This window comes from Pseudomonas sp. AL 58, from assembly GCF_036348395.1.
Classification (GTDB): Bacteria; Pseudomonadota; Gammaproteobacteria; order Pseudomonadales; family Pseudomonadaceae; genus Aquipseudomonas; species Aquipseudomonas defluvii.
Genome location: NZ_JAZBQR010000024.1, coordinates 1 through 26,197, shown reverse-complemented (window position 1 = coordinate 26,197; position 26,197 = coordinate 1). Strand labels below are relative to the sequence as shown.

Annotated in this window: 30 protein-coding genes and 2 pseudogenes; 17 read left to right on the top strand and 15 right to left on the bottom strand. The window is 56.5% G+C overall.

Going from position 1 to position 26,197, the window contains the following annotated elements; genetic code table 11:
• Positions 1 to 49: 49 nt before the first annotated feature.
• From UIA24_RS20185 to UIA24_RS20150, 8 genes are all read left to right on the top strand, one after another.
• Positions 50 to 490 (top strand): GlcG/HbpS family heme-binding protein, encoded by a 441-nt coding sequence (locus UIA24_RS20185; RefSeq protein ID WP_330523724.1) that lies wholly within the window; start codon positions 50 to 52, stop codon positions 488 to 490.
• Between the two features lie 110 nt (positions 491 to 600).
• On the top strand, positions 601 to 1,899 hold the full coding sequence (locus UIA24_RS20180) for an NAD(P)/FAD-dependent oxidoreductase (protein WP_330523723.1): 1,299 nt from the start codon (positions 601 to 603) through the stop codon (positions 1,897 to 1,899).
• A 27-nt stretch (positions 1,900 to 1,926) separates the two neighbouring features.
• Positions 1,927 to 2,619, top strand: a complete 693-nt coding sequence (locus UIA24_RS20175) for a helix-turn-helix transcriptional regulator (RefSeq protein WP_330523722.1) — start codon at positions 1,927 to 1,929, stop codon at positions 2,617 to 2,619.
• Between the two features lie 60 nt (positions 2,620 to 2,679).
• Positions 2,680 to 3,501, top strand: a complete 822-nt coding sequence (locus tag UIA24_RS20170; protein WP_330523721.1) for a molybdenum cofactor biosynthesis F family protein — start codon at positions 2,680 to 2,682, stop codon at positions 3,499 to 3,501.
• Positions 3,494 to 4,282: an SDR family NAD(P)-dependent oxidoreductase gene (locus UIA24_RS20165; RefSeq protein ID WP_099774457.1), complete on the top strand. Its 789-nt coding sequence runs from the start codon at positions 3,494 to 3,496 to the stop codon at positions 4,280 to 4,282. The genes UIA24_RS20170 and UIA24_RS20165 overlap by 8 nt, the downstream gene beginning before the upstream one ends.
• Positions 4,282 to 5,061 (top strand): SDR family oxidoreductase, encoded by a 780-nt coding sequence (locus tag UIA24_RS20160; RefSeq protein WP_330523720.1) that lies wholly within the window; start codon positions 4,282 to 4,284, stop codon positions 5,059 to 5,061. Before UIA24_RS20165 ends, UIA24_RS20160 begins: the two co-directional genes overlap by 1 nt.
• 214 nt (positions 5,062 to 5,275) lie before the next feature.
• The gene (locus UIA24_RS20155; protein ID WP_330523719.1) at positions 5,276 to 6,604 is read left to right on the top strand and encodes a hypothetical protein; all 1,329 of its coding nucleotides are present in this window, start codon (positions 5,276 to 5,278) and stop codon (positions 6,602 to 6,604) included.
• 181 nt (positions 6,605 to 6,785) lie between these two features.
• On the top strand, positions 6,786 to 7,346 hold the full coding sequence (locus UIA24_RS20150) for a UPF0149 family protein (RefSeq protein ID WP_099774451.1): 561 nt from the start codon (positions 6,786 to 6,788) through the stop codon (positions 7,344 to 7,346).
• A 226-nt stretch (positions 7,347 to 7,572) separates the two neighbouring features.
• Here the strand turns inward: UIA24_RS20150 and UIA24_RS20145 are convergent, their stop codons facing one another.
• From UIA24_RS20145 to UIA24_RS20120, 6 genes and pseudogenes are all read right to left on the bottom strand, one after another.
• Positions 7,573 to 7,779, bottom strand: coding sequence for a hypothetical protein (locus tag UIA24_RS20145; protein ID WP_065757807.1), 207 nt, complete (start codon positions 7,777 to 7,779; stop codon positions 7,573 to 7,575).
• Positions 7,780 to 8,017: 238 nt separating this feature from the next.
• Positions 8,018 to 8,494, bottom strand: a complete 477-nt coding sequence (locus UIA24_RS20140; RefSeq protein WP_099774449.1) for a hypothetical protein — start codon at positions 8,492 to 8,494, stop codon at positions 8,018 to 8,020.
• A 109-nt stretch (positions 8,495 to 8,603) separates the two neighbouring features.
• Complete coding sequence (locus UIA24_RS20135) at positions 8,604 to 9,074, bottom strand: anti-virulence regulator CigR family protein (RefSeq protein WP_330523749.1); 471 nt, start codon at positions 9,072 to 9,074, stop codon at positions 8,604 to 8,606.
• Positions 9,075 to 9,175: 101 nt separating this feature from the next.
• A pseudogene (locus tag UIA24_RS20130) lies at positions 9,176 to 9,388 on the bottom strand (LysE family translocator); the annotation flags it as partial.
• 88 nt (positions 9,389 to 9,476) lie between these two features.
• Entirely contained in the window at positions 9,477 to 10,796 is a 1,320-nt protein-coding gene (locus UIA24_RS20125) for an ABC1 kinase family protein (RefSeq protein ID WP_330523718.1), read from the bottom strand.
• A complete protein-coding gene (locus UIA24_RS20120) occupies positions 10,793 to 11,257 on the bottom strand; it encodes a DUF3429 domain-containing protein (RefSeq protein WP_330523717.1) in 465 nt (154 codons plus the stop codon). Before UIA24_RS20120 ends, UIA24_RS20125 begins: the two co-directional genes overlap by 4 nt.
• A 187-nt stretch (positions 11,258 to 11,444) precedes the next feature.
• Between UIA24_RS20120 and UIA24_RS20115 the strand changes: the two genes are divergently transcribed.
• On the top strand, positions 11,445 to 12,236 hold the full coding sequence (locus tag UIA24_RS20115; protein WP_330523716.1) for a PhzF family phenazine biosynthesis protein: 792 nt from the start codon (positions 11,445 to 11,447) through the stop codon (positions 12,234 to 12,236).
• A 134-nt stretch (positions 12,237 to 12,370) separates the two neighbouring features.
• On the opposite strand, the gene UIA24_RS20110 is transcribed toward UIA24_RS20115, so the two are convergent.
• Positions 12,371 to 12,571 carry a hypothetical protein gene (locus UIA24_RS20110; protein ID WP_065757800.1) on the bottom strand — a complete coding sequence of 67 codons (201 nt, stop codon included), beginning with the start codon at positions 12,569 to 12,571 and terminating at the stop codon, positions 12,371 to 12,373.
• Positions 12,572 to 12,828: 257 nt separating this feature from the next.
• On the opposite strand from UIA24_RS20110, the gene UIA24_RS20105 reads away from it, so the two are divergent.
• Positions 12,829 to 13,176, top strand: a complete 348-nt coding sequence (locus UIA24_RS20105) for a hypothetical protein (RefSeq protein WP_102052086.1) — start codon at positions 12,829 to 12,831, stop codon at positions 13,174 to 13,176.
• Between the two features lie 114 nt (positions 13,177 to 13,290).
• Positions 13,291 to 14,130, top strand: a complete 840-nt coding sequence (locus tag UIA24_RS20100; protein WP_330523715.1) for an isocitrate lyase/PEP mutase family protein — start codon at positions 13,291 to 13,293, stop codon at positions 14,128 to 14,130.
• A gap of 158 nt (positions 14,131 to 14,288) precedes the next feature.
• Here UIA24_RS20100 and UIA24_RS20095 read toward each other — a convergent pair whose 3' ends face one another.
• Complete coding sequence (locus UIA24_RS20095) at positions 14,289 to 14,606, bottom strand: DUF2513 domain-containing protein (RefSeq protein WP_330523714.1); 318 nt, start codon at positions 14,604 to 14,606, stop codon at positions 14,289 to 14,291.
• Positions 14,607 to 14,915: 309 nt separating this feature from the next.
• Here UIA24_RS20095 and UIA24_RS20090 point away from each other — a divergent pair, with 309 nt between their 5' ends.
• Complete coding sequence (locus UIA24_RS20090; protein ID WP_330523748.1) at positions 14,916 to 15,128, top strand: hypothetical protein; 213 nt, start codon at positions 14,916 to 14,918, stop codon at positions 15,126 to 15,128.
• Positions 15,129 to 15,570: 442 nt separating this feature from the next.
• On the opposite strand, the gene UIA24_RS20085 is transcribed toward UIA24_RS20090, so the two are convergent.
• Positions 15,571 to 16,029, bottom strand: a complete 459-nt coding sequence (locus UIA24_RS20085; protein ID WP_099776646.1) for an Lrp/AsnC family transcriptional regulator — start codon at positions 16,027 to 16,029, stop codon at positions 15,571 to 15,573.
• Between the two features lie 56 nt (positions 16,030 to 16,085).
• On the opposite strand from UIA24_RS20085, the gene UIA24_RS20080 reads away from it, so the two are divergent.
• The 5 genes from UIA24_RS20080 to UIA24_RS20060 all read left to right on the top strand — a co-directional run bounded on the left by UIA24_RS20080 (position 16,086) and on the right by UIA24_RS20060 (position 21,528).
• Complete coding sequence (locus UIA24_RS20080; RefSeq protein ID WP_330523713.1) at positions 16,086 to 16,715, top strand: RBBP9/YdeN family alpha/beta hydrolase; 630 nt, start codon at positions 16,086 to 16,088, stop codon at positions 16,713 to 16,715.
• 299 nt (positions 16,716 to 17,014) lie between these two features.
• Positions 17,015 to 17,323: a hypothetical protein gene (locus UIA24_RS20075; RefSeq protein WP_256587963.1), complete on the top strand. Its 309-nt coding sequence runs from the start codon at positions 17,015 to 17,017 to the stop codon at positions 17,321 to 17,323.
• 456 nt (positions 17,324 to 17,779) lie between these two features.
• Positions 17,780 to 18,085, top strand: coding sequence for a hypothetical protein (locus tag UIA24_RS20070; RefSeq protein WP_330523712.1), 306 nt, complete (start codon positions 17,780 to 17,782; stop codon positions 18,083 to 18,085).
• A 93-nt stretch (positions 18,086 to 18,178) separates the two neighbouring features.
• Positions 18,179 to 19,294, top strand: a complete 1,116-nt coding sequence (locus UIA24_RS20065; RefSeq protein ID WP_330523711.1) for a metallophosphoesterase family protein — start codon at positions 18,179 to 18,181, stop codon at positions 19,292 to 19,294.
• A 161-nt stretch (positions 19,295 to 19,455) separates the two neighbouring features.
• Entirely contained in the window at positions 19,456 to 21,528 is a 2,073-nt protein-coding gene (locus UIA24_RS20060; protein ID WP_330523710.1) for a tetratricopeptide repeat protein, read from the top strand.
• Between the two features lie 307 nt (positions 21,529 to 21,835).
• Here the strand turns inward: UIA24_RS20060 and UIA24_RS20055 are convergent, their stop codons facing one another.
• The 6 genes and pseudogenes from UIA24_RS20055 to UIA24_RS20030 form a co-directional block, all read right to left on the bottom strand.
• Positions 21,836 to 22,630: a DNA adenine methylase gene (locus UIA24_RS20055; protein WP_330523709.1), complete on the bottom strand. Its 795-nt coding sequence runs from the start codon at positions 22,628 to 22,630 to the stop codon at positions 21,836 to 21,838.
• A gap of 152 nt (positions 22,631 to 22,782) precedes the next feature.
• Positions 22,783 to 23,304: a lysis system i-spanin subunit Rz gene (locus UIA24_RS20050; RefSeq protein ID WP_330523708.1), complete on the bottom strand. Its 522-nt coding sequence runs from the start codon at positions 23,302 to 23,304 to the stop codon at positions 22,783 to 22,785.
• On the bottom strand, positions 23,301 to 23,852 hold the full coding sequence (locus tag UIA24_RS20045; protein WP_330523707.1) for a glycoside hydrolase family 19 protein: 552 nt from the start codon (positions 23,850 to 23,852) through the stop codon (positions 23,301 to 23,303). Before UIA24_RS20045 ends, UIA24_RS20050 begins: the two co-directional genes overlap by 4 nt.
• Before the next feature lie 55 nt (positions 23,853 to 23,907).
• Positions 23,908 to 24,327 carry a phage tail assembly chaperone gene (locus UIA24_RS20040; RefSeq protein WP_330523706.1) on the bottom strand — a complete coding sequence of 140 codons (420 nt, stop codon included), beginning with the start codon at positions 24,325 to 24,327 and terminating at the stop codon, positions 23,908 to 23,910.
• Between the two features lie 2 nt (positions 24,328 to 24,329).
• Complete coding sequence (locus UIA24_RS20035; RefSeq protein ID WP_330523705.1) at positions 24,330 to 25,874, bottom strand: gp53-like domain-containing protein; 1,545 nt, start codon at positions 25,872 to 25,874, stop codon at positions 24,330 to 24,332.
• Positions 25,875 to 26,197 (bottom strand): annotated as a pseudogene (locus tag UIA24_RS20030) (phage tail protein); the annotation flags it as partial.

Genomic DNA, 26,197 nt, shown 5'->3' with positions numbered 1-26,197 from the left:
GCACGCACCCGGCCGTTTCAACCGATCACTGAACAGACAAGGTCGCGACATGAACGAACTGCTACGCCAGCAACCCACCATCACCCTGCGACTGGCCATGCAGGCGCTGCAAGCGGCCCTGGAAAAAGCCGAAGAAGAACAGGTACGCATCAGCCTGGTCGTGGTCGACCCAAGCGGCCTGCCGATTCACAGCGCGCACATGGACAGGGCGCCCCGGCCATCGCAGGACATTGCCTTGAACAAAGCACTGACGGCCGTGGGCTTCGGCATCGCCACGCAGGGCTGGCAAGCCCGCCTGGAGAAGTGCTCCGAGGGCGTCCGCCAAGGCTTGCCGCTGCAACGCAATATGGCCCTGTTTGGTGGTGGCGCACCCTTCCTGCATGAGGGGCAGGTAATCGGCGCCATTGGCGTTTCCGGTGCCTCCGAAGCCGTCGATGGCCATTGTGCCGAGGCCGCCGTCGAACGCGTCCGCACGCTGCTCGGCCACTAGACTCAAGGTCAACGGTTACACCTCTAGCTCGCTTGACGGCCAAGGCCCGCACCGTCGCCTCAAAGGGCGCATCCTGTTTTACCTCACAACCTTTGTTCCAGGTGGCAGCCATGATCAACATCGAAACGCCAACCTACTACACAGCGACCAGGAAGTACGACCTGCACTTCCCGGACCTGCAAGCCGACCTGGAAGCGGATGTCGTAGTCATTGGCGGTGGCTTTTCCGGTATCAACACCGCATTGGAGCTGGCCGAAAAAGGCATCACCAATACCGTTGTGCTGGAGGCACGCTACCTGGGCTTTGGCGGCACCGGGCGCAACGGTGGGCAGATCATGGCGGGCATTGGCCACGACCTGGAAAAGATCAGGCAGGATGTCGGCGAAGCGGGCCTGCGCTCGATCTTCGAGATCAGTGACCTCGGTGCCGACATCATCAAGGCGCGTATCGCCAAGTACGCCATCGACGCGGACTTCTGCCACGGCTATGGCTACATGGGCTTCAACCGCCGCCAGGAAAAGACCCTGCGCAGCTGGGAATCAGCGTTCAAATCTCTAGATTCAAAACACGAGATCCGCTTCCTGGCCGGCGCCGAGGTCAAGCAGATCATCGGCTCAGACGCCTACAGCAGCGCCCTGCTGCACATGGGCGGCGGTCATGTGCATTCCTTGAACCTGTTGCTGGGGGAAGCCCAGGCACTGGCCAGTCATGGCGTAAAGATCTTCGAGTACACCCCGGCACTGGAGGTGTCCTACGGCGAACGGATCACCGTGCGCACGGCCAAAGGGTCGGTCAAGGCAAGCAAACTGCTCTGGGCCTGCGACAGCTTTCTCAACAAGCTGGAACCCGAGCTGCACAAGAGCACGATCAACACCTATGCGTTCCAGATGATGACCGAGCCGCTGTCGGACGCACTGATCCAGCGCATCAGCCCCATCCGGGGGGCCTACAGCGACATTCGGCCGATCATCGACTACTACCGCGTCACCCGTGAAAATCGCCTGCTGTTCGGTTCAGCCACACCGTTCATCGAGCACATCCCGCTTGACCTGAAAGCCTGGAACCGCAGGCTGATGCTGAAGATTTTCCCGTACCTGAAGGACGTCAACATCGACCTGGCCTGGGGTGGCCCGATGGCCTGCAGCCCTAACCTGTTCCCGCAGATCGGCACCCTGCCCGGCCGTGCCAATGCCTTCTTCGTACAGGGCTACTCGGGCTTTGGCGTCACCCCCAGCCATATCATTTGCAAGGTGTTGGCCGAGGGCATGAGCGAAGGCTCAGCGCGCTACGACTTGATCAGTTCGGTCAGACGTATTCAGGTGTATGGCAAGGATCATTTCCGGCCACTGCTGCTCAGTGCCGGCAAAAGCTGGCACCAACTGTCAGGCTTCTGGTCTGGCCGCCGTTAACCCCCTGCTGCGGACGAAGACTGCACCATGCCTGCCTACACCGAAGCACTCGGCCAACACTGCCTGCACGCCTTCAGCCAGCAGGTACCCACGTCGCTAGGGGCGTTCTATCGCATCGACACGCAGCTACAAGCCTGTGATTTCCAGCTATTGGGCATGCAAGCGCCCATGCACCAGACCTACCTGGAGCACTACCGTCACCTCGACCCACTGCAACCCAGCAACTGCATGGCCATCGGCTTGCCCGTGGTGTCGCTGCGCCAAGGCCTGGCTTACCACAGTGAGGCGAACGGCCGTCGGTACCAGCGCTTTCTCAACCAGCATCAGGTGGTGGACGTGGTCGAGGTAATTGCCCACGTCGATGGCCGCCCGGTCGCCGGCCTGTCGTTGTTGCGCTGCAGCGACCTGGGCCTGTTCCAGGCGCACGAACTGCAAAGCCTGTTACCGCTGCACGGCCTGATGCAACTAGCGGCGCGTCAGTTGCCAAACACGCCGAGGGATGATCGCCTGCAACGGTTGACCCCACGCGAACGCGAGATAGCCGTGCTGTTACAGGAAGGCGTGAGCAACAAACAACTGGCGCGCCATCTCGACCTTGGCCTGCCAACGGTGAAAACCCACCTGATCAACCTGTTCCGCAAGGTCGGCGTGAAAAACCGCACCGAGTTGGTCGGGGCACTGTTCCTCCCGGAAAACACTGGAACTCAACCCTCTGGTTGATACCGCCGTGCGCCAGCGGGAGGCACCATCCGTGCATCTTCCACCGCACGAGCAACCACCATGAATACCCCCCACTCAGACTGGATCACTGTAGGCGCCCTGGCCGAGGGCTTCGCCCCCGAAGCGTTTATCCTGCCGCAGCTCGCTGAACTGGCCGGCAAGCAATTCAACCTGTTCTTCGCCAATGGCTGGGAAATCGTCCACCGCTTCGACGCCGAACAGCTGCACTGGGCCGCCGACGGCCACTCCAGCGGCAGTGCCAGTTACCGCGCGACCTCGATACGCCCGGGGATCTACCTGGTGGATTTCCTCAAGAGCGAGCACGGCCAGGACTGGTCGATCTCGCTGGTACTGGACACCCTGACACACTCCTTTACCGCCGTTATCGGCCGTCTGCCGCGTGAACCAGAAACTCATGAGGGCCTTTACCACCTGGCCCTGGCCGGGAAAAGCCTGACCCGCGTGGACGCACAATTTTTCCACGGCAGCCTGGACACACCATGGCGCGAAGGCAGTTGCCCGCATGCACCGACGCAAGAACTGGTCGGTATCCGTAACTGCTACCGCTACAGCCCGACCGAGGTCTACGAGCACATTTACCTGAACGAACACTACTACGCCTGGCAGTGCCTGAAAGGTGTCGAACAAGGCCTGTGCGACACCGACCGCGCGCACTACTACAAGATCGCCGATCAGCTCTACCTGTTCGTCTGGCGCGAGAAGATCGTGCCAACGCTGGGCCTGGTGATGATCGACCTGAAAAACCACCGCAGCGACGGCAAGATTTTCGGCTATGCCGGCGGCAGTTTCGATGAACTGTCGAACTTCCCGGTGTCCTCCTACTGCAACCTGGTCAACACCACGGTCCACGCGCATGACTAAGACGATCCTGATTACCGGTGGCGGAACCGGGATCGGTGCAGCCTGCGCGCGACGCTTGGCCGACCAGGGCGCCAACCTGGTGCTGGTCGGTCGTCGCCGGGAAGCACTGGAACAGGTCGCTGCCGCAACGGGCGCGCTGGTGCTGGTCGGCGATGCCGCCAGCAGCCAGGCCTGGGCCGGCTTCATCGAGCAGATCCGCAAGCGCTTCGGTGGCCTCGACGCACTGATCGCCTGCGCCGGTGGGCATGGCCTTGGTGCGGCGCTGGGCACCTCCGACGACGGCTGGCATGCAGCGCTGCGCAGTAACCTCGACAGCGCCTTCCACAGCGCCCGCGCCTGCCTTCCGCTGCTGATCGAGCGACGCGGCAGCATCGTCCTGATGGGATCGATTGCCGCTCTCGCTGCGGGCCCGCAAGTGTGCGGCTATACCACCAGCAAGCACGCGCTGATCGGCCTCAACCGGTCGCTGGCGCGCGACTACGGCCCTCTGGGCGTGCGGGTCAATTGCGTCTGCCCAGGCTGGGTGCGCACGCCCATGGCCGATGAGGAAATGCAGCCATTGATGCAGCACTACCACGAAGATCTGGAGGCGGCCTACCGTCGGGTTACCGCCGATGTGCCACTGCGGCGCCCGGCCAGTGCCGACGAAATCGCCACGCTTTGCCAATTTCTGATCAGCGACCAGGCCTCGATCATCACCGGGGCAGTCATTGCCGCGGACGGCGGCTCAAGCATCGTCGATGTGCCGACCCTGGCCTACACCCACCTGGAGGGTGCCTGATGAGTACACACTTCGACTTCAGCGGGCAGACTGTCCTGGTCACCGGCGGCGCACAAGGCATAGGCCGCAGCATCGTCGAGGGCTTCGCCGCCAGTGGTGCCAAGGTGTTGATCGCTGATCTCAACCTGGCTCAGGCGCATGCCTTGGTGGCTTCATTGCAGGCCGAAGGTCGAACGGCCGAAGCCATTGGCATCGACCTGGCGGACCCCGGGGCAATCTTCAGCCTGCTCGCACGCCTTGAGCGGCTGGATGTGCTGGTGCATAACGCAGGCTACTTTCCCCTGACACCGTTCGCCCAGATCACCCCCGAGGTCCTCCAGCGCACACTGGCGGTGAACCTCTCGGCACTGTTCTGGCTGACCCAGGGCGCCCTGCCACTGTTCCAGCGCCAGGGTGCCGGCACTGTCCTTGTGACCTCATCGGTCACCGGTCCCCGGGTCGCCTTTCCGGGGCTGAGCCACTACGCCGCGTCCAAGGCCGGGGTCAACGGTTTCATCCGCAGCGCGGCATTGGAACTGGCCGCCTGTAACGTGCGGGTCAACGGAGTCGAACCGGGCATGGTGCGTACACCTGCAATGGCCAACCTGGGCGATGAAGCACTCAATGCGCGCATTGCTCAGGGTGTTCCCCTGGGTCGTCTGGGCGAACCGCAGGACATCGCCAACGCCATGTTGTTCCTGGCCTCGGAGCGGGCTGCCTACATCACCGGGCAAACCCTCATTGTCGACGGCGGAGCAACGCTACCTGAAACCCAGGCCTCAGCCCCGCAACATCCTTGAGCAACACGCGACCGTGGCGGCAGCCGAGCAACTGCCGACACTGGCCGCCGGGATCAAGGGCACTGGCAGCCACGAACAAGACTTGCCCCCCACAACAACGCGCTAATAGCCCGTCGCCAGCCAGCACGCGACGACGATCTTGTCTGAACAAGGTAGTCCTTCAATCAAAAAACGCAGCCGTCCGTGCTACGAAGAAAAAACGAGGGAGAGTTTCATGGGTAAAAAAATTCACCTGTTGCCGTGGGTACAGGCCATCGGCCTGAGCGTCGCCACACTCGCCGCCAGCCAGACCGCCATGGCTTACGCACTGTATGCCGACGACGACACGCACCTGAACGCCGACTTTCTCGCGGTCTATGGCCTGTTCAACAGCCGCAAGAACTACGATGGCACAACGGGTGGCTCCACCTGGCGGGAAGGTTTCATCAAGTACGGCGTCAGCGGCGATCAAGGGCTGGGCGGCAACGGTACGGCCTATGGCGCACTCAACTGGGTCAGTTCGGGCACCTGGGGTGACGGCGACGCGGCAGGCAATACCGACGGTTCCGAACGCACCACCAAGATTGAAGACGCCTACCTGGGCTGGCGTTCAGCCGATCTGTTCCCGGTGCTGGGCAAGGACGGTGTCGATATCTCCGCAGGCCGCCAGGTGGTCAAGATCGGCAGCGGCTTCTTGCTTAACGACGACGGCCCGAACCTGGGCAACGGCCCGGCTGACGGCGCACTGAACCGTGGCGGCGCTTACTACCTTGCCGCCCGTCATGCCTTTGACCGCACCGCCGTATTGCGCCTGGGAGGCAAGGACGGCCTGCATGGCAGCATGCTCTGGCTCAAATCCGACAACCGCGCACAGGCCGAGACCGAACTGGCCGCCGGCACCCTGGACTACACCGCTGACGTCGGCACCCTGGGCCTGACCTGGATTCATGGCCTGGGTGTCAGCGAGCAATGGGCCAGCGACTTCCAGAAGCAACGTGATGGCATGGATGTCTACAGCCTGCGCGGCGAAGGCAACGCAGGCATCGAAAACGCCAGCTTCGCCTTCGAGTACGCCTGGCAGGACAAGGACGCTGGCGCCGAAAAAGCCTGGTACGCCGAGGCCGGCTACACCTTTGCCGATGTCGCCTGGGCACCGAAGTTGACCTACCGCTACAGCCGTTACTCCGAAGGCTGGGACCCGCTGTTCAACGGCCTGAGCACCGGCTACGGCACCTGGTTCCAGGGTGAAGTGGCCGCCAACTACTCCGGCCCGTTCAACAGCAACACCGGCGTGCACCACGTCGGCCTGAAGGCCAACCCGCTGGAAAACGTCACCGTCGGCGCGCTGTACTTCGACTTCAACACCCTGCACAAGAGCAATGCGCTGAACCTGGATGCTCGCGAGCTGGACCTGTACGTCGAATGGGCGGTCAACGAGCACCTGGTCATCAGCCCGCTGGTTGGCCTGTACCAACCCAAGAAGGATGAAACCAACGGCGGCAACCAGGTGGGCGGCAACGGCACCAACGTCTACAGCCAACTCACCGTGGCCGTTCCGTTCTAACGACCCACCTCGCATGACCACCGCACACATCGAGCGGTGGTCGCATCCAGAGGGCTGGGTACGCTGCAGGTCAGCGTGGCACCAACAAGCCGGGCTGGATTAAAACCGCCAGAAGCGCCATCCTCCACGCCTTTTTCAAGCGACGCTCTCACGTTACGCGCGTAGACCGAGGAACAGCCCCATGCACACCCATCCCCTAGACGCCACTGACTTCACCTTTATCGAAGACACCTTGCTGAAGTACGGCGATGATCACTCGGTGCTCAACCCCTCCGAACTCGACGGCTACTTCACCGCGCTGGTCTCCAGCCCTGTGCAAGTGGACATCGCCGAGTGGTTCCCGGCCATTTGGGGCGGGCAAAACCCGGACTGGGAAAGCCCTGAGGAGTGCAGGCAGTTCATTGAGTTGAGCGTACGCCACATGAACACGCTGGCCTCGCAATTGGCCCTCGACGCGCAAGCCTTCAAGGCACGCTTTGAACAGACCGAACACCAGGGCCAGGCACTCACGCTGGCTGAAGAATGGTGCTTCGGTTACCTGCGCGGGGTCGCCGTAGGCAACTGGCCTGAGCTGCCAGCACCTCAAGCCGCACTGTTCCAGGCGATCAGCACCTGCGCCGAACAAGACAACTTCGAACTTCCGGCAGACCTGGATGTGCTTCGGCACCGCTTGCAGGTAGAGGCCATCGAGCCGGCTGCCCGCGCACTGCATGACTACTGGGTTGCTCAGCGCCAGGGGTGATTGGCCTGGTTAAGGCAGCCCCCCACTCACGAAAAGCGACTGAAAGGACCGCGCAAGACCATAGTGCAGTCACCTCAGCCCTTGGAGTGATTGAACTCACTCGATCAACCACATCACGCGCCCCAAAAAACGCCATTTCCTTTTAAAGACAAACGGCGCTATTTCTTTACATGGACAGCGTCAGGCACAAGCCGAGCGTTCAAACACTCTGTCGCCAGCCCCACTGTTAAGGCTGAACACCAGCAATTTTTTCCAGGCGAATCGGATAGCCTTGGCCTGGCTGAACAACCGTTTCAGTCTCTACGGTCTGGACCACACGGCCAGTTGCATCCTTGGTAACTGCTACAGATTTGCTATAGGTGCTCTGTACCACACAGCCGGTCACAGATGCAGCGACAGCGGCTGTGAACACCAATGCTAAAGCAGACTTCATGCGGGATCTCCTTCCCAAAGTGATTGTGGCGCCCACTTTATCAGCATCAGAACTCGGCAGGCACTCAAATAGTGGCCAATTGCCAAAAACCAAAAACAACCGCCTCCCGTCCCTCTACGAAAAAGCCCCGCAGACGTTGATCTGCGGGGCTTTTGAAGCCAGGAACTCAAGCAGCAAACTGCAATGCTCAGCCAGACGTTCAGGTCAGCGCATCAGTCCTGAAGACCTTCCATCAATTTCAATGCGATTTTTTCGATCCCGATGTCCCTGCTTTGCTCAACCCCTTCGAATTGTGGTCGCCTGGGGTAGACGTCGAAATTGCAGTGGCTTTAGTGACACCGCGCGTATCTTTGGAATGGGCAATGCCAGACGTCGTGGTGCCATGGCCGCGATCGCTATTGCGATCACTGCCGAAGTGGTTGCCGCTTGTGCCATGGTCGCGAACAGCCTTGCCGGCATGATCAGCGTCCAGCCCTTTACCACGACCGTTACTGTCAGCGTTGCCGGCGTGGCCTGAACCACTGTGGCCACCACCATTGCCATTGCCGCCGCCATTGCCGCCGCCATGACCACCACCATTACCGCCACCGTGACCACCACCATCCTTCGCATAAGCGGAGCCCATGATGGACAGGCCAGCAGGGAGCAATGGGGCAGCTGCAAGCGCCATGACGCACGACATTACAGCAACGAGACTCTTGTTTTTTAAACGCATGATGGCTTCCGTGAAGGTTGATATTGCACGTCCTATGACGCGCCAACCACTCAACAGTTCACGCCCTCACGACGGACGGCTGTGCTTTGTGACGGTGATCACTCAATCGTCAATCGAAAGCACCGTTGATGACCTCATAAATGAGCCCGGTTGCCAGCGTAACCAGGATCAGGTCAGCACCCACCTGTTGCCACTCGTACCCATCATAGTGAGGCAACCTGCCAATCAGCCGAACATCGAGCTTTTTAGCGATTCCCGGCGGAAGCGGCTTACCGCGGGCCAGGTTCTTTTGTATGCCGGGTGGCAAGGCTGGCCCTGGGCTCCAGTAATCTCGATAGCCACCAACGATGCCCAGTACACTTGCCCGGTTGATGCTGGGGCCATTATGCCAGTCACTGCTTCCTGAGTTTTTTCCGTTGTTGCCATGACCGCCCTGGTTGCCGTAGTCCTGGCTATTGTGCGGGTTTCCCTTGCCCCCACCTTGCCCTTTGCCATTACCAGGATCAGCCACAGCCGTGGCAGAACCGGAAACCAGCGCCAAACAGGTAACCGCTGCAATCAACGCGCGAGATCTGAACATATCCGTACTCTCAGAAAGTGATGATCCTCTGGAATGTAGACGCTCCAGAGGATTTTGGTTCCATAAACACTTGCTCGTCACGTACGGCGGCGCATCGACTGCTACTTCTGAGAGAGCGCAGCAATCGACATACCCGACGCGACAAAGGTCAGCCCCGCCCCCACGTTCAACCCATTGACGAGTCGCGGTCGCTGACGCAGGCACTGCGATAGCGCTGTGGCAAACACACCCATGAGCGCAAATCCCACCGCGGTGAGCGCAGCGAACCCTATGCCGTACACCAACATCTGTATGGTCACTGAGCCCCGTTGGGGCTAGAAAAGCCTTGCGGCGCAGGCAAGGAATTGCAGCGTTGCCCTTAGGTGAGCAGCATTGCCTGCCAGCTGTTTGCACGCAAAACGTTCAAACCAAGTAAGGCTCAAACAGGCTTCGCACATTCACCCGCGCCTTCAGCTTCGCGGCCAACAGGTACAAGCCTCCCACCTTGCGATGCAGAAACAGTACATCCACCGGCGGTGAGCGCCAGAAGTCGCGATCGGCGCCCAGTTGCCACCCAGCATCGCGCAGGCGTACGGCGAGGTCAGAGGCCGCAAAGTCATAGGCGCCTTGATGCCGCAGCGGCTCGCAGGCCTGGGCGATCAGATCAGTCAGCAACGCTCGATGTCTGGGCAGGGTTTCAGGCTGAAAGTAGCCGATGTCCAGCGCGGCGTCGGCGATGGCGGCGCGGTCTTCACGCAGGCCTGCAATCAGCAAGCGACGAAAGGCCTCGGTGCTGTTGCGGGCATAACGGCGCGTGGCGCCGAAATCGAGCAACACCATCCGGCCGGTGTCCCGCTGATAGCGGTAATTGGCAAAATTGGGGTCGGTCTGCACGCACTGGAACTCGAACACCTCGCGCATAAGCAGGCCGAACAGCAACGCGATGATCCGGTCGCGCTCTGCCTGAGGCGCGTGCTCCAATGACTCCACCGCGACCCCATCGACGAAGGACATCACCAGAATGGTTGGCGAGCAGTACTCGGTGTACTCACGAGGAACCAGAAAGTCAGGACTGTCGGCCAACAGTTGATGAAAGTGCCGTAAGTGCCCGGCTTCTTTGAGGTAATCCGCTTCGTCCTGCAGTTGACGCTTGGCCTCTTCGAGCAGCGGCGCAACGTCCATGCCTTTAGGCAGCAGCCCGGAGATGCTCAGCAACGTGGCGACGTTGTCTACATCGCTGGAAATGCTCTCGCGCACGCCTGGGTATTGCACCTTGATCGCCAGGCGTTGGCCGTCTTTGCCTTGCGCCGCATGAACCTGGCCGATGGACGCCGCCGCCAATGGGGTAAAGGAAAACCGTTCGAAGCGCCCTTCCCAGCCCTTGCCCCAGCTCTCGTTGAGAACTGCGACCAACTGACTCATGGGCATCGGATGCGCGTCCGAGCGCAGACGGGAAAGAATGTCGCTGAGCTCGCGCGGCAACAAGTCACCTGCGTCCATCGACAACAACTGCCCGACTTTCATGGCGGCGCCACGCAGTTGCGACAGCTGATTTGCCACGCGTTGTACATTGCCAGGCGTCAACAGCAGGTCACTGAGCGCCGGACGTTTGCCTTGTGCCAACTGCCGAGCGCCTTCGGCCAGCATGCCGCTCGCAACGCCCGAGGCCAAGCTGCCAAAACGTATCAGCCGCGACAAACGACTGCCCGGCACAGACGACGAACCGGGCTCTCGCGGCTTCATGAGTGGGTCGCCATAACGACCGCCCCAAGCAGCAGGCAGAGGCTCGCCACGCTGGTCAAGCGCAATCGCATCGGCAGGTACCAGTCAGGCAGGCTAATAACCCGAAACAGCTGCCGGTCCTGCCAATAGTGGACAACAAACCCGACGATCAACAGCAAACACCCCCAGAACACCGGCAGTAACGTGGCAGCCCACGCGACAAGGGCCGGGATGACGCTCCAGATGAACCGGTCGCGGCGCTGCTCGGCGCTCAGGTCTTGCACGGTCATGGCGAAGCCCCAGTGCAAGGCGCCAACGAAGCTCAGGATGACCGCGCCGTAGGTGACCAGCGCCACCGACCACAACGGCCGATATTCAAGAGAAAACGGAAGCAGCAGCGCCAGTGCAATAAACGGCAGCAAGCCGCCATAACCCAGCAGAGCAACGTGCCGTGGCGGCAAGGTCGAAGACAACAGGTTCATTTGAACTCCTTATCAGTGGCAGACATTTAAGACTGTAGGCCCAAAAGCCCCGACGTGACTCCAGCGCATGCGTTCAACCCGCATCCAAATGAGCAGCTGTATCCTCCAAAAAACACAGGTCTGTCACTACTGGGCACGGAACCCTCTTGCTAACGTACCGTTCCCCCCTGTTTCGAATGGACTCCTCATGCGCCTTAAACTCTACCAAGTCGATGCATTTACTTCCGAAGTCTTCTCCGGCAGTCCTGCAGCCGTAGTCCCCCTTGAGTCTTGGCTTCCCGTAGAGATGATGCAGTCAATTGCGATTGAAAACTCGCTACCGGAAACAGCGTTCTTTGTCCGTAACGCGCACGGGCAGTATGAGATTCGCTGGTTCTCACCACTCACCGAGATCGACTTCTGCGGCCACGCAACCTTGGCCAGCGCTTTTGTGCTGTTCAACCAACCGGGTGTCTCCAAATCCATCACGTTCTGGGCCAAAGCGGTTGGAGAGATCCCGGTGACGCAGTTACCCAGCGGTGAGATCGAGTTGAATTTTCCTGAGCTCGCGCCTCAGCCGCTTGTTGATGTGCCTGCCCAATTGGTGGAAGGTCTTTCGATCACGCCCAGCGAATATTGGGTCAACCGACAAGCCTACTTTGCCATCTATGCCGATCAACAGCAGGTCGAGACCGTGGTGCCACAACTCGACAAATTGATCAAATTAGGCCCGCGTGATGTAGTCGTGACGGCACCAGGTGAGCAGTACGACTTTGTCTCGCGCTACTTCTGGCCAGCCAACGGCGGTGACGAAGATCCGGTCACCGGATCCATTCATGCGGGGTTGGCACCCTTTTGGGCAGAGCGTTTGCAGAAATCGCGATTGTTAGCGTTGCAGGCCTCACGCCGACGCGGTGTGCTGGACTGCCGCGTTGAGGCAGGCCGGGTGTTTGTATCAGGGCACGCGGTGCAATATCTAGAGGGGAGCATTAGCGTGTAAAGCGGCCGGAAATGTAGCCGCCATTAGCGAAAAGCTGCCGTTGCGCGCCACACATAACAGCATCACCAACTGTGGCGCGCAAGCGTGGGCATTTACGCAAGCGCGAGGCTCTGAGAACCCGCCGGAAACGCTGACTACTTGGCCTGCAACCGAAGGTTATTCAAGTGCTCAAGGGAGGCCATCTTTTCCGCTGTGCCTGCCGGCCCATCGCTCCCCATGATGGACGCATACGCGTCCTCGTATACCTTCGCAACAATCTGGGCATTCTCGGAGTGTTTCAGAAAAGCCATCAGAAGGTGTTCTACCGCATCGACTTGCGCTTGATTCAGGCTCACAACAACCTCCTTGGCCCGGCCCAATGCCGGTTACCCGTAATACCCCATCCAACCTCAAATAGCCACCCGGGTGAACGGCTGAGGACTGTTTCGGATGCGGTGAAAATACTCAACGAGAAGCGATCAGAACTGGCGAGCAGCCCTACAGGCCGCATGCCACTGGGGTGTTCACGTCGAGTGTTGGAGCCGAAGAGATATCAAATAGACATCACTGTGATAGCCTTGGCGACTCCACGTTAAAGCGTCAAGGATCGAGAATGAAAAAGCTTATTCTGGTTGCGGCACTGGCTGCCTTTGGACCCGCCATGGCCTCTGCATCCAGCAATGTTGGCCAGTGCGTCTACCCTAAAACGACCGTTGCCAAAGATGGAAGTCTGAAGTTCAAGCAAAACGTTGTAATTTTCAGCGAACCCAATGCTCAGGCTGGCAATTCTGTCCTGAAGACGTTCAGCGCATTCACCATTGGCGCGGAAGCAAATGGCTTTGTGCAGCTACTGACGGTTCCTGATTACGACGCCGCTGACCCGGAGCGCGATGCAGGTAAAGTGTTTGGATGGGCGAAGATGAAAGACTTCGACTTTCAGGCTCTGCGCAACTGCACCTGATTGACGCTCTGCTCAGCCAGGCTGCTTACGCCTGGCTGAGCGAAGCACACCGCCGACATCAGCGATTCGGCTATGGCTACCTGGCTGTTGCTCAAACCAACGACTGGAACCTACATGAATAGCCTGGATAAAGCCTTGGCGTTTCAAGCGCTTCATACGCGCAGACAACCCCTTGTCCTGCCGAACCCGTGGGACGCTGGCAGCGCAAAAATTCTGACGTCCATGGGGTTTGAGGCTTTGGCAACGACCAGTGCCGGTCTGGCATTTAGCCTGGGCCGTCGGGATGCGGAAGGCGCGGTGTCGCGCGAGGAGATACTTGCCAATGCTCAAAGCATCGTCGAGGCAACCCATTTACCTGTCAGTGCCGACCTTGAAAACGGATTTGGAGACTCACCTGAGGAGGTTTCCGAAACTATCCGCATGGCTGCTGCAATTGGTCTCGTTGGCGGTTCAATCGAAGACGCCACGGGTAACCCGCAAGCGCCAATCTACGCATTCAACCATGCGCTGGAGCGAGTTATTGCGGGTGTTGAGGCTGCACGCAGCCTGTCACTGCCTTTTGTATTTGTGGCGCGTGCTGAAAACTTCAGTGCTGGCGTACATGATCTGGACGACACCATTCGCCGACTCATTGCATTTGAGCAGGCTGGAGCCGATGTCCTCTTCGCCCCCGGCCTGCCCGATTTGAATGCTATCCAGCGGGTGTGCGAGGCGTTACAAAAACCAGTCAACGTGGTGATGGGCTTGGCAGGCTCTACGTTCACCGTGGATGAGCTTGCAGCGGTTGGCGTCCGAAGAATCAGCCTCGGTAGTTCATTGGCCCGGGCCGCACTGGGTGAGTTTATCCGCGCGGCGCTGGAGGTAAAAACCATGGGGACGTTCAACTTCGCCAGTAACGCCATCAGCTTCCAAGAGGCCAATTCGCTCATGGCCCCCGCCAGGAAATCTGACTAGGTTTGCGTTGTAATCAGGCTAGGCAGAGAACGACTCTCAGGTGTGCAGGCTACCAGTGCCCAGGCCAGGCCTCCCCGCAGGTTGCCCTGGCTGCAGTGAATCGTGTTTCCTTGGCACAAAAAAGCCCCGTTCGATGACGGAGCTTAGAAAGATAAGAATTAACCAAATGACTTGAACTCGTACTTGGCAACGTTCGCTCTCATGTCGTCAAGCAGGTCATGGCCTTTCCATGTGAGTGAGATCAACGTCTCAACGCCTGCAGCATCCAAGGAGTACTCCACGAACGCTTCCTTGATGATGAGCTGGAGTGCGTGGGTCCCTTGTTCCTTTTTGGCGTGATCATGAATGTCCGGGCCTAGCGCTCCCTTCAGGGCATCCTCTTGAAGAACCCCTTTTCTGTTGGCCCGTTCAACTTGCTCAAGAAGGCCCTTGATGTAGTTCCAATTCCGCTTCATATTCACGTTCTCTTCTGCCATCTCAGGTCAGTTGAGAATAGTCAGAGGGATGGAAAACACATACAAAATGCCGACGCGGTGGTCGGGTTTTTCATGCTCCCCGCCGAGCGGGAACGCAATAGACCCTCAAGCGGCACTCTGTAGCAGCTAGCTAAAGGCTGGCTCTGTCGCCATGAGGGATGGCGAGGTTACGCACGACTCTCCAGACATACTTCAGGATGTGAGGGGAGATTTTTCTTGAAGCCGCTGCCCCCTGGATGCCCGATTGAGCCGCTTGACGAGAATTGCCGGACGGTCGGCATGGTTGTGGGCGCTGCAGAGTCTCTAAAAATGCCGAAAAAGAAGCCGCCAACAGACACCGCCACAGCAACCGCTGCTGACATTGAAAAATCCATTCAGGCCCTGAACAAAATGGCTGAACGCCTTTGGGGCGATGGCCGCGAGGCCGAGGCGAAAGCCCTCCTCGATGCCTTGGATGCGTTAAACCGGGCGCTGGACCGAATCAGGATTGGCCAAAGTCGCAGGGCTGTGACACTGCACTAAGGAAATAAGCGTTAAACCGGTTTCCACAGACGCCCCAGCAACGGGCAACTACCAAACGAAGTAAACCCGTCTTTACGGGCTTTTCACTGCCCTGTCATCCGCTCGTAACACTGTCAGAACACAATGAGTTCAGCCAAAGGGATTTGGCCCCGTCTACAGAGAGCCTGGCCAAGCGCCGGGCTTTTTTGTGCCTGCTAGGTTCCCTTCGAAACGGAGGAAACACCATGCCAGACGATCCAATCCCCGCCCTTCTCTATCGCCTCAATCGACGCCATCACCCCTGCCATGGTTGCCCAGTACAGAAAGCCCTCAAAATGAGAAAGTTTGGGACTGCCCTCTAAAAGTTTTGGGACTATCGGTTTTCCAGCCCACAACGAAAAAGCCCCGCAGGAGGACTTACAGGAAGGACCTTGAAATATGGACAACCCCATCTTGCAGACAGTTAATTGTCTGACCCACTTATTGAACGTACAGGTACCGGTTTGCGTACAGCATTGGACAGAACCAGCGAGGTTGTGACTGAACCATGGACAGCCAGCGCATCGACTATGGACTCCAAGTCAGCGGGTTGAGAAAACGCGCAGCGAACGATGAAGCAATCCTCCCCGGTGATCCTGTCTGCTTCTAAGACTTCAGGTATATCGTTAAATAAATCCAGGTAATGTTTGATGTGCTGATGGGTTGTGCGAACGCGTAGGATTGCTTGCAGACCTAGTCCTACCTTACGCAAATTTATTCGAGCGCAATAACCTTCTATGACACCAGCAGCTTCAAGCTTCTGGACTCGCTCGCTCATAGCTGGCTGCGAAAGCCCAATGCGTTTACCCAACGATGCCAGACTTTGCCGTGCATTTTTTTGTAGAGCCTCCAGAATCTGCAGGTCTTTGCTATCAAGCCCCATGCGCCCTCCCCGCTGAATAATCCGATGACTCATCGGTCAAAGGTACTTCATTTCAAATGACTTGCCATCCAAGGTCGATGCCTCATTCGCTACATTTTGCGGACACCACTTCCGAGAAACAAGAAATGACACCTTCAATATTGCTTCTACCAGGCATTGGCAATTCCGGACCAGGGCATTGGCAAACAATATGGGCCAACAGCGATACCTCTATGGAGTGTATCGAGGGGCAAGATTGGAAGCGCCCCGTTTGCGCAAAATGGGTCGATAATCTGGAGGCTGCTATTCGCCGAACTGGACCTAACACGGTGTTGGTAGCCCATAGTCTCGGCTGCTTGCAGGTTGCCCATTGGGCGCAGAGTAGACACACAGCGATCCGAGCCGCCTTGCTGGTTGCCGTACCTGACCCTGATCGCCCCACTTTTCCAAACAAGGCGCTGGGGTTTAGTCCGTTAGAGCTGAAGCGTTTCGCATTCCCTAGTGTTGTTGTCGCAAGTACCAACGACCCCTATGCAGATACAGACTTCAGCTTGCGATGTGCTGATGCCTGGGGCAGCCGTCTGGTGAACATCGGAGACCAAGGACATATCAGTTCGGCCAATGGGTTCGGTGATTGGCCTCAAGGTAGAGCATTGTTGAAAGAGCTTCTTGCAACCTCGACTCAGCCCTTAGACGATGTGCTTTAAAGAGCGAGGCTCAACGAACACGCATGAGCGAGTCCGCGAGCATCTTGAGATGCTGACAGACAATGCCGATGTCATTACCCGGCTTACGATTGACTTGGTTACCGGGTGTAAGCCAGAGGAAGAAGCTGACCCGAAGCGGTTATAGACTGTCTGGCATATACCATGTGTAAAATTTGTTTTGCCAATATTCAAAGGAATGATCGAATGATTACTTGTCACGTCAGGTACGTAATTGACCCTTACGTCTTCTTGGAAGTGGAGGGGCGAAAAACAGCCTGGGCCTGCTGCTTGAGCGAATCATGCGCAGGACCAGCGAGCACCTTTCGCCGTTCTTCATTGTCAACGAGCACGGCAAGCGTATGAGCTGGCCTATGTTGCGCAACCGGTGGGCAGACGCCCGTGAGGCCGCCAAGGTGAAGGCCGAGGTCGAGAAGAAGCCGGACCTCGCCAACCGGATCGCCCAGTTCCAGTTCCGCGATATCCGACCGAAGGCAGCGTCGGAGATCAACGATCTGAGCGATGCGAGCGTGCTGCTGGGACACTCGATGGAAGGCATTACCGAGCGCGTTTACCGCAGGGTTGGCGCCATCGCCAAGCCCTCGAAGTAGGAAAGTTTCGGAACTCCGCCCTCAAAGTTTCGGAACTCTTGGCTTTCCGCACCACAACGAAAAAGCCCCGCAGACGTTAATCTGCGGGGCTTTCAAATATGGAGGCCGAGGTCGGAATCGAACCGGCGTAGACGGATTTGCAATCCGATAGAAAGAATCCCGCCCGCTGCGGCCTTGAGCCGCTTTTCAGTTCCAAAACTTTCAGACTACCGTCGCCCTGAAAGCCGCATTCTACAAGGGTGCCCACTTTGAGTTTTGGAACCGATTTTTAGCCCTTTCAGGGGTCCTGCCGAACGAACATCACCCTCCCCTTACTGAACATCATCCGAGATTTATCAGGCCTGTTCAGCCTCCGGCCTGCGAGTCACCAAACGAAAGCAAAGCTTCGTTTTTATGCGGAAGCTAACCCGCCGGAGAAAAACCGAAACTCTTCTTTCGATCTCATGAATGCCTTCCATGAACTGGACTGACCGTTGCTTTGGTGGCTACCAGTTCGGCATCCTGCCGACCGCATACACCACCCGAGTGCAACGTACCCCCCAATCCGCCCAGTACCAGTTGCTGATACTGAATCTCGACCTGCATCAGCGATACAGCCTCAAGACTAAGGCGCTCGACTCTTCTGACGGTGCACGTTTCCCAGTAAAGGCGGAACGCCTCAAGAGTCTGCGACAACAGTGGCTCACCAGCCTCATCAAGACTACATCTAGACCCAGCAGCCGTTTGAGATTAATGTGGTGGCATAATGATTTCCCAACGTAAATCCCTCCTATGCAGGAGTTGCAACCAGAACGCAAATGAATGATCAAGCACTTGCTAACACCGAAGCGCGCTAGGCGCTGAAGCAGCAAGTAAATGTATTGGCCCGACATAGCGCAAGATAATATGGACAACACAAATAAATTACATTGGATGCATCTTAGTGATCTTCATCGCGGCCAGGATCGCACTGCCGAAGTATGGTCTGTAGTACGCCAAGAGATCCATGACGACATTAAGCGGCAAATAGATAGTCGCGGCCCTGTTAATTTGGTTATATTCTCTGGGGATTTGGCATTTAAGGGTGACAGTGAAGAATTTTCTAGCGTAAAGGAAGAGCTTAAAACGCTATGGGAAATTTTTGCAAAACAAGGAAGCAAGCCAAGCCTGTTTGTAGTCCCAGGAAATCACGACCTTGTACGCCCTAGATCGACATCGCCGCTTCGAAATATGGCCGATATACTTCGCCTAAAACAAGATGTCAGAGAAGAAATTTTAAGCCAAACACCGTCCAGCTATAGAGATGAAGCAGAAATAGCTTTTGCCAACTATAAAAAATTCATTAAAGATCTTAGGGAGAGTGGCATTCCATTAGCGCTGGATCAAGAGGGAATGCTTCCTGGTGATATTTCTGCTCAAATCAATGTAAATGGATTGAGCGTTGGTTTAGTCGGCCTAAATTCCGCTTGGACGCATCTTTCAGGCGGGGAGGCCATCGGCAAACTCGACATATCAGTTCGCCAACTGAACTCCGTTATTGATTCTGACTTACCGAGATGGTCACGTAAAAACCATGTAAACTTTTTGGTTACACATCATCCTGCAAACTGGTTTAGTCAAGCTGCACAGGAAGAATTTGAAGGCGAGATATTCAATCCAAACTACTTCGATGCTCACCTTTTTGGTCACATGCACGATAATCGCCCCGTGCTTACTAGTGCTGGCGCTCACAACAGGAGAACAATACAGGCAGCATCGCTTTTTGGACTAGAGAAAGTCAATGACAAAGAAGAAAGAAGACATGGTTATTATTTTGCGATATTAGACGCGAACAAAGAGCGTTGTGAGTACTGGCCAAGAAAATTTGAAAAAAAGCAAGGTGGCATCTGGCAGGTCTCACGCGATGGTGAAATATTAAGTCGAGATGATAGCTTCTACGATGAACCGTGGAGCATTAGAAAGGTTGAAGGTCTAGAGTTAAAAAAGATATAGCCCCGGTCGCTAACATTTTTGAAGGCGAGCGGGGCCTTAGGAAATGGCCCACGACGAATAATTTACGTCGTTATAAATACTCGTTGCCTGCTTTTGCTCGGCATATGGACTGCCGCCGTTTGGAAACGAGAGAGGCTCTTAATGTCTTGAACCAGCACAGGATGGTCTGGCTGATTGCTGAACAAGATATGGGAGGAGACGACTTCATCACGGTCTTGTTGTGTGCCGATCAAGCCGAAAAGAAGACTGTCTACCGTCTCGATCTTCAGTCATTCAAAGGACTCACTGACGACCTAAATTCGTTACAAGAAATTGTTATCGGTGGGAATATTAATGTTCTTTGTGAGCAGCTAGAGACTGAGGACGCATATCTTCTTCTGGACGACGTTTGTGTATTGGGCAGTCCGAGTGAAAGGCGAAGTATTGCTTCAGGAGCCGAAGAGCTCGCTAGAACCTTTCTAGATTTCTGCAAGAGTTTAAAAATTATAATCAGGAGCTCCATCGCATTTTCAGTTCCGGGCGTACAGCCGGTAGTCTTGCAGGCGCTAGATGAACCAGAGTGCAACAGTTATATCGAGCTACATCCGCTGTCCAATAATGCTCGGAAAGATGAGATCAAGTCAGGGGCTATCTATTCCCATACCTCAGGTCGTCCCGGGCGTATCGATCAGCTGCTGACCGCTCTAACTTTCGATAGCTTCGATAGTGTCGCTTTAGGAAGCTCAGATGAATCTATTGACTTTCAGGCCACGATACCCAGATCGCTTCAAGAGGAAATTGAAAAGCTTCAGCTTGGAAATGAACATGAGCGCACTACGTATAACCTTATGATTGCGCTGACTTTTTTCAAGTACGGAGAATGCGTTAAAACCATTAGGTATTTTGGTGACTGTCAAAGACTAAAACCTGGCATGGCAAATCACCTGGTTAGTGCTGGCCTAGCAGAACCAGCCGAAACCCATGAACTATCTATAGAGCAGGGTGCGCACGATAAATTTATCGTAATAAAGCCAGCGGTACAACAATATATCCACAAACTCTTAGGCGAAGAAAAACTTGTAGACGCCTATCAGGAAGCCGCATCCATATATTTCGGCAAAGACTGGAAGATTGGAAAACCTAAAATCCATAGCTCATTTAGACTTTCGACACATAGAATCAACTCAATAATTGAACAAAATGCAGCCCTAATATTAGCACGACTTCTATCAGATGCACTTCACTCAAAAGAGCACAACCTTAAACAAAAGCAAATCATTGATCGAATATTGGTATTCCATTCGTACCTGCAAAGACTTATGCAGACGGACAAATTCCTCTATAGCGTACGTTTGTGCCGAGCATTACTTCCCAAGTTGGACGACTACGACAACCACCACTTCGTAAAAAACATTAGACTTCAGTTTGCTCGTGCGTTACGAATGCTGGGCGAGTACGAAGAGGCAATCACTGAGTGCCAAAAACTTCTAATACAGGAAAACCCTGCAGAAATAAGGGCATCGCTGTATATCAATATGGCCTATGCCTACGAGAACTCTGGCGACACAGATAAAGCAAAGGAAATGGCCGGCCACGCTAAAAAAATAAAACGTGCAGGATCATCTTTTTTTCATGCAGAAAGCATCCTGATCGGCTTGTCTGATGATGCACATAAGTTTAAGCGACTTGACGATCTAGCAGAAATGGCCCGTCGAAAAGGCTCCGTAAAAACATCCAACACAATAAAAATGGATATCATTGCAGAACTTAATGACCCACGTGAACAGCTAGAGGAATATCGAAAGCTCGCCGAGCGAGCGCAGAAAGATGGCGACGAATTTAACATGATGCGCGCTCGCATATGGTGGTTTGAGCTTGCTATAGATTTGGGCTTTGATATTGACCCTAAGCATCTGGACACTCTTGTGTCTGCCTATATATATTCCTGCAGCCAGCGGCAGCGACGAATGTTCACACAAAGTCATGCAGCTTTATGGGTGCTTTTAGAGAACTCTGGGCAGCTCGAGAGCATGCTTCAGCTCTTCAGACATAGTTCAACGCTACAGCGACTAACAGGTAAAATAGAGACTGAACTTCAGTACCTAAAAAGGCTGAGCAACTATATTGCCCAGCAGGGCCTGGAACAAGTCATTAGACAAGTACGCATGTCCGCACTCAGGTATTTTGCAGCTAGAGCTGATAGCCACAACCTTTTAACCTCTCAACAACTAAAACTAATTAACAATCAGGAATAATTCGCCACACCTTTTGATGATGCATACAAGTAGAAGCCCCCACTACGGGGGCTTTCTACTTGTGGCGATGAGTGTCCGTACGAGTACCATCTCAACTGAGCGGCCATAACTGGCTCAGTGAGTCGAGTCGGGGTTCCGAAACATCGCTGGTGGCGCTCTGCGCTACGGCTACAGCGTCGCCTACTGTAAGGTATATAAGTTGTGCCCCGCCTGTAGGAACGCGATTTGGCGGGAACTGGTAAATAGTCATGCTTCAATTTGCACCAGGTTCTGAAAAATTAAGCAAAAAGCACTGGTACTAACTCACTCAGAATAGCCCTCCCAGATCACTTGGCGTCCAGTTCATGATCACTAGCTCACCCGTCACCTCGGCCTTACCCTGACGCTGGTTCGCGGTGGTGTAGCGAATCTCCAAAGTTTCAAAATGGAAGCCATCGAACACCCGTCGGATATCTGAGTGATCGTTGATGCTGACCATCACTTTGCCCTTGCAGCTGCGCATGAACGCCGCCATGCGCTCGTAGTTTTCAAAGGGGAAGTCGAGGCCATACCCTGCGGTCTGCCAATACGGTGGGTCCATATAGTGGAACGTGTGCGCCCGGTCGTAGCGCTCGGCGCACTCCAGCCACGGGAGGTTTTCGACGTAAGTGCCAGCGAGCCGCTGCCAAGCAGCAGAGAGGTTTTCTTCAATGCGCAGCAGATTGATGGCCGGGCCGGTTGTCGCGGTACCGAAGGTCTGCCCGGTCACCTTGCCACCAAAGGCGTGCTGCTGCAGGTAGAAGAACCGGGCGGCACGCTGGATGTCCGTCAGCGTCTCCGGCCGCGTCATCTTCTGCCACTCGAAGATCTGGCGGGACGACAACGCCCACTTGAATTGCCGGACGAACTCCTCGAGGTGGTGCTGGACGACACGGTACAGGCACACCAAGTCGCCGTTGAGATCGTTGAGCACCTCGACCTTGGCTGGCTCTGGACGCCTGAAGAAGAGCGCAGCGCCGCCTGCAAAAGTCTCGACGTAGCAGCTGTGATCGGGAAAAAGAGGAAGGAGGGATTTGGCGAGGCGGCGCTTGCCACCCATCCATGGAACGATAGGGTTGGTCATATTTGCAAACCTTTACTGTACGGATGAACAGTTACCAGGCTCGCTCGGCTTTGTGCACAGAGCGGGAGCCTTGGCTGGGCTTGCAGGAATGGTCTGCGGTTTTGGCGGGCCGGTTGGATGTTGACGCATCCACTCGGCTCGCTCCTTTCATGTCAATGCACGATCTCGCGCACGTATGCTTGGCAGGCCTTCAAGGCGATCAATCCTTCATCACCGTCACTGGTGATGCCGACAATTCGTTGAGCATGCGCTGGGTCAAGTTGGGCTCGCGTGCCTCCATGAACCACGCTGCTGGGGCCAGGGGCTTCTCGCACCCCACTGCTACCACTCGGGACGGCGGCGGGGCCGGCGAGTAGGACTGACAGCCGCAAATCAGCAGTAGCCAGCCGGTCACGCAGGCGAGCTTGGTCATTCTGTTCATCGGTCAATTCCTTGTAGTGGGCCTCATCACTGGCCTGCAGGCGGTCTTCCAGTTCGCGGCGCCGCCCTTGCTCTTCTTCCTGCCAATCAATCACGGCTGCAGCAGCCTGCTCACGCTCTCTCTGGAATGTTTCGGCCTGCACGGCCAGTTGCTGGCCGTAGCTGGCGGCCTGCCACAGCCACACCACCCGACCACCCAGGGCGAGCCCTAGCAGCAGAGCCAAGAAGGCCAGACGAAAATCCATGCATTTCATGGCAACACCTTCAGAGCACGCTCATACAGCACTTCACGATCAGCCAGACCATTGATGCCGCCATTGATACGTTTGGTGATCCGCACAAAAGCCCCTTTGTCAGCCAGCGTATTGAGCCCTGCTCGATGCCAAAACCACCCTGCAGACAGACACGCATAGACCGGGTGCTCGAGCAGCTCAGGTGTGCTGAGCAAACGACTGTCGCAGAACAGTGCCTCGCTGCAGGCTTCATAGTTGTCCCGACCTGTGATCTGAATCAGCCCCCTGCCCCGGTACTTCTGACCGTCACCATCAGGCTCTGGCGTATTACCCAGGCGCTGAGCCAAGGTGCCCGTATCGTACTTGGCCAGATAAGCGTCACCGCCCAACTCTCGGACGTAGCGAAGCTGGCCGGACTCATGGCCGATCTGGGCGATGAATGCCGCAGTGCGCAGCCGGGTGACGATCCCGTACTTGCCCATAGCGGCATTGAGGGCAGGAACAAAAACGCCGGCTTTCTGGCCGGCGTTGGGAAGAATCTGCAGCAGTTGCTGCTCGGTAATAGCCATCAGTTGCATCCCTGAGTAAACGGTAGGAAAGAAAAAGCCCCGACAGTGCGGGGCTCTATTGGTGTTGTTCGGCGATCCAAGGCGGCGCCACGGGTCGGTGCTCGATCACGGGGAACTGCTCCGACTGTGGCCAGTCGCGTAGCGCCTGCATGTACACCAGCAACTCGGCGAACTGATCCGCCGACAAGTTGGTAGTAACACCGACTTCCAACTGATCGCGGTGCCGGTCACGCAACCAAGCCAAGGCCGCCAGTTCGCCATCTCGCCACGCCCGCTCAGAGGCCTGCAACTGCTCAGGGGTAGGCAGCATCTGGGAAGCCAATACAGGACGCCCATCGACGGCCAAGCCTAACGCATGGCCCGCCAGTTCCCGGTACTCTGCCTCACTCAGCTCAATATAGGGGCGGCCCACCGCGTCGCCAGTCAGGCCGCCCGGATAGAGCCCCATCGTTTCGGGACAAAATAGATACTGCATGCTTAGTTCCCCACCGAAATATAGAAAGCCTCTTGAGCGCCAGTGGGGGTGCTTCCCCCAGTCGCTGCGTCAAGAGAAATGGTCATAGTGCTTAGACTGGCCGGATAGGTATTAACCGGGAATACGTCGTTGATAATGCTGTTCTTTTTGTAGTTACCAACGGCCCCAAAATGATTGTTTGGGTAGCTATATGGCAGGCTTACGGTTGTGCTTCCGCCAGCGGAGCTAGTTGTAATGACTGCCGTACCCCATTGGATGATGAGCCCACCGAGCCAACTTGGGAGCGCTAAATAACCATTGGCAGCCAGCAAGTACGAAACACCCCAACGCAGCTTTTTCGGCGTCACAATAGTCGTGTCGTCGGCACCCGCATTGACCTGTTCCTGCGTGGCGATTTTGTCCGTAGTCATTAGCCCCGACCAGAACAGCGCGTCGGTGCTACTGTTGTACTGCCCTACCCAGAAGCGCCGATTCAGCGAGTTTCCAGCATTTTCAAACACAAAGTAGTAAGTAGCATCAGTCCTCGGCGTAACAGCAATCACACCCAACACATTACCTTGGCTTCCTGCCGGTGCATTTGGCGTCGCTGCAACGTATGTAGCGCCGTAGGCTTGGTATAAACCACCTGGGTTCACTGCTTTGAAGTCGGGCAAAAGAGGCGCCGTTTTCGCAGCCAGCCCCACAGCACCAATTTTTAGTGCATCGATAATGCCGTACCCATCCAGGGTGGTGGCCTTATCCGCTTTACCCGCAAGCAGATTGAGCATTGTGGTCAAAAAGTTAGGGTCATTGCCCAAAGCGGCTGCCAGCTCATTGATGGTATTCAATGCGTCTGGAGAAGAACCCACCAGGGCCGCAATTGCCGCCTGCATAGCCGCATTACTTTCAGCCTTGGTAAAGGCGTCGGTGATGCCAAATCCGGCCAAGGTAGTGGGGTTCGTGCCCCCCGTAACCCGGCCATCGGCACCCACCGTGACACTTTTATAACTACCCGCAACCACGCCGGTCTTGCCGAAGACCTGTTCAAAGGTCAATGCAGTGGTACCCAGCGTTGGCGGCGTAGCATTGGACAGGCGCCAGACAGAGCCACCGTTGACCGTACCTGCATCCACACCGACCAGCATGCCCGGCTTCACCTCGACACTTTCGTCAGCATCGAGCGCACGCACCCATGCTCCAGCGGCCACGACGTAGATGCCATTCTGTGCACCGCTGGCCTGATTCTTCACCAGCACCCGATCACCAGCGACCAGCACAATGGCGTCGATTGTCTGGACGCCACTCAGTGCAATGGCACCCGTGGTCGCAACCCGGACAGAGTTCTTGATGCCCTGAGACACCAGCCCCTGAATGGCCTTGAGCAACTGGTTTGTCTGACCTTCAGCAGGCACAAAACCCGCCGCCTTGATCACGTTCAGCAGCTCCTGGGTGACCGCATTACCCCAGGCAGATGGGATCAGGGAACCCACCTGACCAGTTGCGGGATTCTCGTCAGCAAACTGACCATCCACTAGGCCGACATTGGGTACGCTCTTTGGGTAATCCATTCAGTCCTCACCATACTTAATAAATTCAACCGCATGCGCCGGCGCACTACGGCGCAGCACACACTCCAGGGCGCCGCTTGGGTTGCCGCCGAATTGCTCGCCGAAGTAGCTCACGCCGAACCGGCGACCAAGGCGGCGCCGAGGCCCGGTTTCAAGCGTCCACATGAACTGCGCGACCCACGTGCCAAAGTACGCCGCGCCGAAGCGTGAGCGCCCGAAGCGTGGGGCTCGGTGCTCAATTACGCGGGCCTCGGGGTAGCCATGACTGATGGCCAGCTCAACGAAGTACGCCGGTGACTGGCCACCGACCTCGACCAGACGAC